Here is an 8,747-nt window from a genome sequence, read left to right on the forward strand (position 1 = left end):
GAGGCATAGTCCATCGTTATGCTCAAGTACGGAGAAAGAAAAAATCGGACCTTAAGCCCGATTTAAGTCTTCTAATAATTGATGAACAATTTTTACATACTTTTTCATCGTAGTAACGGACAAGCCATATTGAGCGGCGAGAGATTGTTGGGAAACTTTTTCTTGACGAAACTTTCTCCAAATATAATCGACAGCAGAAGCATAGGCTTTTTCATTTTTCGGAAGGGACTCATTCTCATACATCGCTGCCGCAATCGAAAACCACATCATATAAAGCTCAGCTTCATCTGTCGGCTGATGGAATTGGTAAAATTCACTGGCAATATTATGAGCGAGCGGTGCAACTGTCTCTTCTTTAAAAAGATATTGCGCATATTCCTGTTCTAAAATCGTCTCTCCTATATAAGAAGACAAAAGCTCCTCCTTCTCATCCGTTAGTGATGTTAGAAACAAGCCAAAAAGACGTTCTTCTACTTGTTCACTGGCCAATTGCTTTTTGATGACCTCGACGTTTTGGTGCTCGGACCCTTTATTCCACGGCTCTTGACCTTCTTTTTCCGGGTTAAGCTGAATGACTCTCTGCCAACTTTTTTCAGCAGTTTGCATTCTTCCAGTATGATAAGCAGAATAGGAAAGCCAATAATAGAATGGCCCTTCCCCTTCAAAACCTTGTTTAGACAACTTTTTCAGCCAAGAGTAGGCCAGGGCATAATCTCCGATTAGCGCAAAAGTTGTCCCCAGCTTAAATTGATGCTCCGTAGATATTGGCTTGATTTTCTCTAACAGTTTTTTGTATTCCTTCACTGTTTGCCAATCGTTTTCGTAAAAAGCAAACACAGCTTTATTACACAGGGCATGTAGATTTCCGTGATTTTTTTCTAATACTTCATTTAAGATATCATCCGCTTTTTGCGGTTGCCCTAAATAATAATACGCTAAGGCGAGATTATTATAAGCTGACCAGTATTCTGGGAACTTTTCAATGACCTCTCTCAGAAGAATCGTCGCTTTTTGAAATTCTCCCGATTCAAGCAACTCTCTTGCTTCTTCCTGTTTGGAAATTAAGTCATCTTGCTCATATAATTCTTCTTCCATGTCTTCGCCTTCAAGCATTAAAAGGTCTAGTAGATCTTCCGCATCCTCTGCGAATTCTCCATCCCCTTCTAGTTGCATATATAATGAAGCATGATGGAACGCATCCTTAAATAAGCCAAGATGGGCATAATTATTAGCGAGAAAATAGTGGCATTCCATCATCTGCTCATCCCATTCCTCCAAAATCATATGAAGGAGACGATTCGCTTCTGTGTATTCTCCATTTTCCGATAAAATAATCGCCAATTGACAGGCAATCATCGGTTCCCCTGGCTCAAGCTCCATCGCACGCTCTAGATATTTTATTGCTTTATGATTATCTCGACGCTGGTAAGCCTTTAGACCTTTTGCGAAATAGTACTCACCAGTCGGAGTGAATGATAGTAATATTCCTGTTGCTTTTGTTGCTTCAGAGTCTTTACTCATGAAATCCTCCATCTATCTCAAGATATACCCATGAAGTATATCATACAAACTAGCCATTTGGTAAGGGTGTTTCCTTGATTCCTCCCCTATATGCACTACCAAAAATTGAAGATTATGGGTGCGGAACAAGAATAGCGCAGTTTTTTTGATGATTGCATAGCTTCCAGTAAAAATTGCGAGACTTTGCAACTTGAATGGGCATCTAGTCGGTTATATTATGTGTTAGGATCGAACTTACAGCCGGGATTGCGGGGGTTTCTGAGTTAATTGCGGGTAATTCAGCAATGATTGCGGGCGTTTTGGGCTTTATTGCGGGAGATTCAGCAATGATTGCGGGGGTTTAGGGCTTTATTGCGGATTTCGCCCAGATCGACCTACATTGAGCTATAAAAAAGAGACCAAACCTATAGAGTTTGGCCCATTTATTTCTCGACACCTTCATGCCGCTTATGCAGCACTTTCAATACTTCTGAAAAAGGTAACTTTTGTTCTTCTAACAAAACTAACAAGTGATAGATCAGGTCGGCTGCTTCCCATTTCAGCTCCTCAGAATCACGGTTTTTCGCTGCAATAATGACTTCGGCTGATTCTTCTCCTACTTTCTTAAGGATTTTATCGACGCCTTTTTCAAATAAGTACGTCGTGTACGCCCCCTCAGGACGTTCCCTTTCACGAAGATGAATCACTTCCTGCAATGATTGCAAAATTTGATAATCCGCTAGATTGCTCGTAGACTCCGCATGATTTCCAAACACGCCTTCCACAAAACAACTTGTTGTCCCATTGTGGCAGGCTGGTCCTTTCGGTTGCACTAGTACAACAAGAGCATCTTGGTCACAATCAAATTTAATCTCGGCAATCGTCTGCGTGTTTCCGCTCGTCTCTCCTTTATGCCACAACTCCTGACGGGAGCGGCTGAAAAACCATGTCTCTTTCGTTTCAATTGATTTCTCTAAAGACTCTCGATTCATATAAGCAAGAGTGAGAACTTCCTTTGTAGTGGCGTCCTGAACGATTGCTGGAATGAGACCTCTGTCATCAAATTTTAAGTTATCGATATTCATCTCACATTCACACCTTCACTTTTTAAAAATGTCTTCACTTCTTCAACCGATGTTTCCTTATAATGAAAAATCGAAGCCGCTAACGCTGCGTCTGCTAACCCTTCCCTAAAAGCTTCAACAAAATGTTCAGCATTTCCTGCCCCTCCAGAGGCAATGACCGGAACCGTGACCGCTTCACTAACGGCTTTCGTAAGAGCCAAATCAAAGCCATCTTTTTCGCCATCGCAATCCATGCTCGTTAACAGAATCTCTCCTGCTCCGAGCCGCACCGCTTCTGTCGCCCATGCGATGACCTCATAATCTGTCGCATTTCTGCCACCATGGGTATACACTCTCCACGAACCAAGTTCTCGATCGTATTTCGCATCAATCGCAACGACGATGCACTGGGCTCCAAAAAAATTAGAACCTTCCGTAATCAAAGTAGGGCGCAGAACAGCTGCCGTATTTAATGAAACCTTATCCGCTCCAGCCCGCAAAATTCTTTTCATATCGTCTAAAGAATGAATGCCTCCACCAACGGTAAAAGGAATCGCCAATTCAGACGCCACTTCTTTTACGACTTCCACCATAGTTTGCCTTCCTTCATGGGAAGCGGAAATATCTAAAAAGACAAGCTCATCCGCCCCTTGTTGATCATAAAAACGAGCCAATTCTACCGGATCGCCAGCATCGCGAAGCTCGACAAATTGAATCCCTTTGACAACCCGACCTTCTTTGACATCAAGACAGGGAATAATGCGTTTCGTAAGCATCTAGCTTAGCACCTCCTGTAACGCCTCTGGCAAAGTAAACTTTCCTTCATAGAGAGCCTTTCCGACGATCACGCCAAGCACGCCATTCACTTCGCATTCCTGTAGGGCTGATAAATCTTGTAACTGACTTACTCCTCCTGAGGCGATGACTTCCTTCTTTGTCACAAGAGCGAGCTCATTAACTGCTGCAAGATTAGGACCAGATAGCATTCCATCTGTCGCAATATCGGTAAAAATAAATGTTTCCGCTCCAGCATCTGCCAATCTTTTTCCAACATCAACGGCTTGCACTTCTGACGTTTGCAGCCATCCATGGGTTGCGACATAGCCGTTCTTTGCATCAAGCCCGATCGCAATTTTGCGGCCGTATTTCCGCACCATTTCGATCGCAAATTCTGGATTCGAAATCGCCACACTCCCGATAATAACTCGCTCCACGCCGCCTTCAAGATAATGAACAATATCAGCTTCCGTACGGATGCCCCCGCCAATTTGAACCTTTGCCTTCAGCTTTGCCGCTTCTAACACAAATTGCTCATTCACTCGTTTGCCATCCTTTGCCCCATCTAGATCAACCATATGGATCCAAGTTGCCCCTTGTTTAGCAAAGCGCTGTGCCATTTCAAATGGAGAATTGCCATACACCGTTTCCTTCTCATAATCTCCTTGAAGAAGTCGGACGCATTTCCCGCCGCGCATATCAATGGCTGGATATATCGTAAATGTCATGGTTGAATCGTCCTTTCCTTCGTTAATTGTGTGAAATTGCGCAGTAAACGCATGCCGAGACTGCTGCTTTTTTCAGGGTGAAACTGCATCCCATACACATTGCCCTTCCCAACCACTGCCGGTACCTCAACATCATAGTTTGAGCTTGCGATAACAACCTCTCGTTCCTCCGTGTTGACATAGTAGGAATGGACAAAATAGACGAAATCCTCCTCCGTCTCACGAATAATAGGTGAACGATTCATAAAACGCAAACGATTCCACCCCATGTGCGGAACTTTATAGGGTTTTCCATCCTTTTCACCAGAAAAACGAATGACTTCTCCTGGGAGAATCCCGAGCCCTTTCGTTAACCCATTTTCTTCACTTTGTTCGAATAAGAGTTGCATTCCTAAACAAATGCCGAGCAGCGGCTTTCGATATTCCTGGATCATCAAAGATAGGCCCGTTTCATGAAGCCGTTCCATGGCGTCTTTAAAGGAACCGACACCTGGTAAAATAAGGGCATCTGCTGCCGCAAGCTCGTCTTTATCTTCTGAAACAAAATAGTCGACCCCGAGTCGTTCCAATGCCTTACTGACACTGAACAAATTCCCCATGCCATAATCAATAATGCCAAGCATTTATAACATCCCCTTTGTTGAGGGAATTCCTTTGATTCGTGGGTCAATCGTCGTCGCTTCATCTAGCGCTCGTCCTAATGCTTTAAAAATCGCTTCAATGATGTGGTGTGTATTTTGACCGTAATGAACGATAACGTGTAAATTCATTCTCGCTTCTAATGCCAGCTTCCAAAGGAATTCATGAACAAGCTCCGTATCAAACGTTCCCACTTTTTGACTTGGAAACGCTGCCCGCATTTCTAAATGTGGGCGATTGCTCAAATCAACGACTACTTGTGCGAGCGCCTCATCCATCGGTACGAAGGCATTTCCGTAACGCTTGATCCCTTGTTTATCCCCTAACGCTTCCTTTAGTACATGTCCAAGACAAATTCCAATATCCTCCGTCGTATGGTGATCATCGACTTCTGTATCGCCATTGGCTTGAATGGTGAGATCAAACTGTCCGTGCTTTGTAAATAAATCAAGCATATGGGTCATAAAAGGGACGCCTGTTTTTAGATTAGAAATTCCTTGTCCATCTATGTTCAAGGTTAACTCGATATTCGTTTCATTTGTTTTACGGGTAATCTTAGCAATTCGCTCCATTATGTCATCCTCCATTATTTCAGACGTTCCTCGACAGCACGGGCATGTGCTTCTAAGCCTTCTTGTCGTGCAAAGGTCGCAATCTTTGCCCCATTTTCTTTCAAAGCAGCTTCGCTATACATAATAATGCTCGATTTCTTTTGAAAATCTTCTACATTTAATGGACTGGAGAACCTCGCCGTTCCATTGGTCGGTAACACATGATTGGTGCCAGCGAAATAGTCACCGACTGGCTCAGAACTGAACCGCCCGAGAAAAATCGCTCCTGCATGTTTAATTTTCCCAAGCAAATCCATTGGGTTTTCTGTCATCACTTCAAGATGCTCTGGTGCCAACTCATTGATCGTTTTCACGGCTTCAGCCATATCACAAGCGATATAGATTGCTCCATAATCAGCAATTGCTTTAGTTGCAATATCTCTTCTTGGAAGGTCAACTAGCTGTTTGATTATTTCAGCTGCAACATTTTGCGCCAATGTTTCAGAGGTTGTCACCAACACACTTGAAGCCCGCTCATCATGCTCGGCTTGTGATAATAAATCGGCCGCCACTTCATTTGCTCTGGCTGTGTCATCAGCGAGTATCGCAATCTCACTTGGGCCAGCAATCATATCAATATCGACATCCCCATAAACCTCACGCTTAGCGAGAGCTACATAGATGTTTCCTGGACCTGTAATTTTATCAACAGATTGCATCGATTCTGTCCCATAGGCAAGTGCCGCAATCGCTTGCGCTCCCCCCATTTTATAAATCTCCTTCACCCCTGCTAAATGTGCTGCCACTAATACTGATGCTGGAATCTTGCCATTTTTATTAGGTGGAGTAACCATCACAATCCGTTCGACTCCTGCTACTTGAGCGGGAATGACATTCATTAATACCGACGAAGGATAGGCTGCCGTTCCCCCTGGCACATACACTCCAACTGAATCAAGAGGTGTGACCTTTTGCCCAAGAATTGTTCCATTTTCCTCTGTCGTCATCCACGATGAGCGTAATTGCTTTTGATGATAAGTGCGGATATTTTCAGCCGCTTCCTGCATGATGGCGATCATTTTCTCATCCATATCAGCAAAGGCCTCATCCAGTTCCTCAATCGTTACCGTGAATGAATCGAGAATCGTTCCATCGAACTGTTTGGTGTATCGTCTTATCGCTCCGTCTCCTTCGGCCTTTACATTTTCGATAATTGCTTTTACTGCCAGAAGCTGCTCGTCCGTTCCATTATCGACACTTCTTTTGATAGAAAGAGATTCAGTTACTCTCTCGATTTTCATTACCACTACATCCTTTCGCTATGACTCTATCACTTTGCTTTGAATGACTTCTGCCAGTCGTTCAACCAGTTCATTGACACGCTCATCTTTCATGCGATAACTCACTGGATTAACAATTAACCGAGATGTAATATCAATGATTCGTTCATATTCCACAAGACCATTTTCCACAAGTGTTCTTCCTGTTGAAACAATGTCGACAATTCGATCAGAAAGTCCAATTAATGGAGCAAGCTCAATCGAACCATTCAGTTTAATGATTTCAACCTGTTCCCCTTGCTCTCGGAAATAGCGAGCAGCGACATTCGGGTACTTCGTCGCCACCTTTGGAGCTACATCATTCATTTTCGTATTCGGAAGTCCTGCAACCGCCAAATAGCATTGGCTAATCTTTAAGTCTAGCAATTCATAGACATCTCTTTCTTCTTCCAGCATGACGTCCTTCCCCGCTATTCCCAAATCAGCGACTCCATGCTCCACATAAGTGGGAACGTCCATCGGTTTTGCTAAAATAAAGCGAAAACGCTCCTTCTCTACATCTATAATGAGCTTGCGTGAATCTTCAAATTCTGGTGGAAGCTGAAAACCCGCTTGCCGTAAAAGTTCTGCCGCTTCCTCAAAGATCCTTCCCTTTGGCATCGCAATCGTAATCATATCTTCCATCTTCAAGACCCCTTTCCCGCTTTTCCAATTAAAAAGGCGACTTCAGCAAACTGGTCTGTAAAAGCATCGAGATTTTCAACCCCATTAATATCTTGTAAAAGGGTTTTAATTCCCTGACCTCGTTTATCTCTCGCTAATTGATAGGCTTCCTTTCGTCTTTCTCCGCTAAATAAAATACAGTGAGTGTTCGCTTCACGCTTCAATTCGCCTAATGCTTCAAGAATCCGGTCTAAGCGCAGGGCAAATCCTGTCGCACCCGTCGTTTTGCCAAATTTCTGAAGAAGAAGATTATAGCGTCCTCCATTGCCGATTGGAAATCCAACCTTATCGGCATAAACTTCAAATAAAATTCCTGTATAATAGCTCATATGGCTAACGAGTGTTAAGTCAACCTTCAGATTAGCCTCTTCACCGTAATCGACGACAATGTCCCAAAGCTGCTTTAACTTCAGAATGGCCTCTCTTCCTTTTTCATTTTCTATTAAACGAAGAGCTTGCTCAATGACTTCTTCTCCACCTCTAAGTTTTAAAAAATCGAGTAGACGTTGCTTATCGATGGAAGAAAGATTTAAGCTTTTCACATGTTCCCGATACCCTACAAAGTTTTTTTCGTATAAAAACTTCGTCAGTGCTCTTGCTCTTTCCTCTGTACCTAAAATTTGCTGGAACAGCTCCTTCACAAAACCGATATGTCCTACTGAAATTTGAAAGCTTTTGATTCCAGCTTCTCGTAAAGCAGAAACCATCAAAGCAATCACTTCTCCATCTGCACTGACCGACTCATCCGCAATCGCCTCCACTCCGATTTGCTCAAATTCTGCAGGTCTACCGCCTTCTCGCTGCTGAGCACGGAATACACTCGTTGAATACGCTAGTCTTAAAGGTAAATCCTTTTGCAAAAGCTTAGAAGCTGCTACTCTCGCAATCGGCGCGGTCATGTCTGGGCGTAAAACTAATGTATGGCCTTGATTATCAAGGAGCTTGAATAGTTGTTGATCAAGGATCGCTGATGCCGCTCCAACCGTTTCGTAATATTCTAATGTAGGTGTATCCATAAATTGATAGCCCCACAGTTTCATTTCTGATTCAATCGCATTTTGGACCTGACTCTTTGCTTCATATAGTTCAGGCAATGTATCTCTCATCCCTAATGGCTTCTCAAACATAAACAGCTGACTCATCCAATTCCCACCTTTTTCTGTCCGTTCGCTTTAGTTCGCTAATGTATTAGCAAATTGAAGTTATTAGTAGTTTACTCCTCTCACACCACTTCGTCAACAAAATCTTAAGAATCATTTTCCTAAAAAAATGTATTTGTTATGAAGGGTCTATGTGACATAAGTTGAGCACATTCTTAGAGAAAGTATGTCTCATGAAGGGCCTATGTGACATAAGTTGAGAAGATTCACAGAGAATGTATGTCTCATGAAGGGCTCATGTGACATGAGTTGAGCACATTCTTAGAGGAAGTTTGTCTCATGAAGGGCTCATGTGACATAAGTTGAGCACATTCTTAGAGAAAGT

At 43.0% G+C, this 8,747-nt stretch carries 9 protein-coding genes; all 9 read right to left on the reverse strand.

The genetic code is table 11. The features are described from left to right. Positions 1-51 precede the first annotated feature (51 nt). A complete protein-coding gene (locus BMSHG_RS06830) occupies positions 52-1,521 on the reverse strand; it encodes a tetratricopeptide repeat protein (RefSeq protein WP_019153691.1) in 1,470 nt (489 codons plus the stop codon). A gap of 422 nt (positions 1,522-1,943) precedes the next feature. Continuing rightward, a complete protein-coding gene (hisIE, locus tag BMSHG_RS06835; RefSeq protein WP_019153692.1) occupies positions 1,944-2,585 on the reverse strand; it encodes a bifunctional phosphoribosyl-AMP cyclohydrolase/phosphoribosyl-ATP diphosphatase HisIE in 642 nt (213 codons plus the stop codon). After that, a complete protein-coding gene (gene hisF / locus BMSHG_RS06840) occupies positions 2,582-3,340 on the reverse strand; it encodes an imidazole glycerol phosphate synthase subunit HisF (RefSeq protein ID WP_019153693.1) in 759 nt (252 codons plus the stop codon). Before hisF ends, hisIE begins: the two co-directional genes overlap by 4 nt. After that, positions 3,341-4,069 carry a 1-(5-phosphoribosyl)-5-[(5-phosphoribosylamino)methylideneamino]imidazole-4-carboxamide isomerase gene (gene hisA / locus BMSHG_RS06845; RefSeq protein ID WP_019153694.1) on the reverse strand — a complete coding sequence of 243 codons (729 nt, stop codon included), beginning with the start codon at positions 4,067-4,069 and terminating at the stop codon, positions 3,341-3,343. Further along, positions 4,066-4,692 carry an imidazole glycerol phosphate synthase subunit HisH gene (hisH, locus tag BMSHG_RS06850; protein ID WP_019153695.1) on the reverse strand — a complete coding sequence of 209 codons (627 nt, stop codon included), beginning with the start codon at positions 4,690-4,692 and terminating at the stop codon, positions 4,066-4,068. Before hisH ends, hisA begins: the two co-directional genes overlap by 4 nt. Next, the gene (gene hisB, locus BMSHG_RS06855) at positions 4,693-5,280 is read right to left on the reverse strand and encodes an imidazoleglycerol-phosphate dehydratase HisB (protein WP_019153696.1); all 588 of its coding nucleotides are present in this window, start codon (positions 5,278-5,280) and stop codon (positions 4,693-4,695) included. 14 nt (positions 5,281-5,294) lie between these two features. Then, a complete protein-coding gene (hisD, locus tag BMSHG_RS06860) occupies positions 5,295-6,560 on the reverse strand; it encodes a histidinol dehydrogenase (protein WP_019153697.1) in 1,266 nt (421 codons plus the stop codon). Between the two features lie 18 nt (positions 6,561-6,578). Continuing rightward, positions 6,579-7,223: an ATP phosphoribosyltransferase gene (gene hisG / locus BMSHG_RS06865; protein ID WP_019153698.1), complete on the reverse strand. Its 645-nt coding sequence runs from the start codon at positions 7,221-7,223 to the stop codon at positions 6,579-6,581. Positions 7,224-7,225: 2 nt separating this feature from the next. Then, entirely contained in the window at positions 7,226-8,404 is a 1,179-nt protein-coding gene (locus BMSHG_RS06870; RefSeq protein WP_019153699.1) for an ATP phosphoribosyltransferase regulatory subunit, read from the reverse strand. Positions 8,405-8,747 lie beyond the last annotated feature (343 nt).

Source organism: Robertmurraya massiliosenegalensis JC6 (assembly GCF_000311725.1).
GTDB classification, from domain to species: domain Bacteria; phylum Bacillota; class Bacilli; order Bacillales; family Cytobacillaceae; genus Robertmurraya; species Robertmurraya massiliosenegalensis.

What these genes read in the sequence shown, in the direction of transcription:
- hisA (WP_019153694.1), bottom strand. Translation starts at nt 4,069, where the DNA reads ATGACATTTACGATATATCCAGCCATTGATATGCGCGGCGGGAAATGC.
- BMSHG_RS06830 (WP_019153691.1), bottom strand. Translation starts at nt 1,521, where the DNA reads ATGAGTAAAGACTCTGAAGCAACAAAAGCAACAGGAATATTACTATCA.
- hisB (WP_019153696.1), bottom strand. Translation starts at nt 5,280, where the DNA reads ATGGAGCGAATTGCTAAGATTACCCGTAAAACAAATGAAACGAATATC.
- hisF (WP_019153693.1), bottom strand. Translation starts at nt 3,340, where the DNA reads ATGCTTACGAAACGCATTATTCCCTGTCTTGATGTCAAAGAAGGTCGG.
- hisIE (WP_019153692.1), bottom strand. Translation starts at nt 2,585, where the DNA reads ATGAATATCGATAACTTAAAATTTGATGACAGAGGTCTCATTCCAGCA.
- hisH (WP_019153695.1), bottom strand. Translation starts at nt 4,692, where the DNA reads ATGCTTGGCATTATTGATTATGGCATGGGGAATTTGTTCAGTGTCAGT.
- hisD (WP_019153697.1), bottom strand. Translation starts at nt 6,560, where the DNA reads ATGAAAATCGAGAGAGTAACTGAATCTCTTTCTATCAAAAGAAGTGTC.
- BMSHG_RS06870 (WP_019153699.1), bottom strand. Translation starts at nt 8,404, where the DNA reads ATGAGTCAGCTGTTTATGTTTGAGAAGCCATTAGGGATGAGAGATACA.
- hisG (WP_019153698.1), bottom strand. Translation starts at nt 7,223, where the DNA reads ATGGAAGATATGATTACGATTGCGATGCCAAAGGGAAGGATCTTTGAG.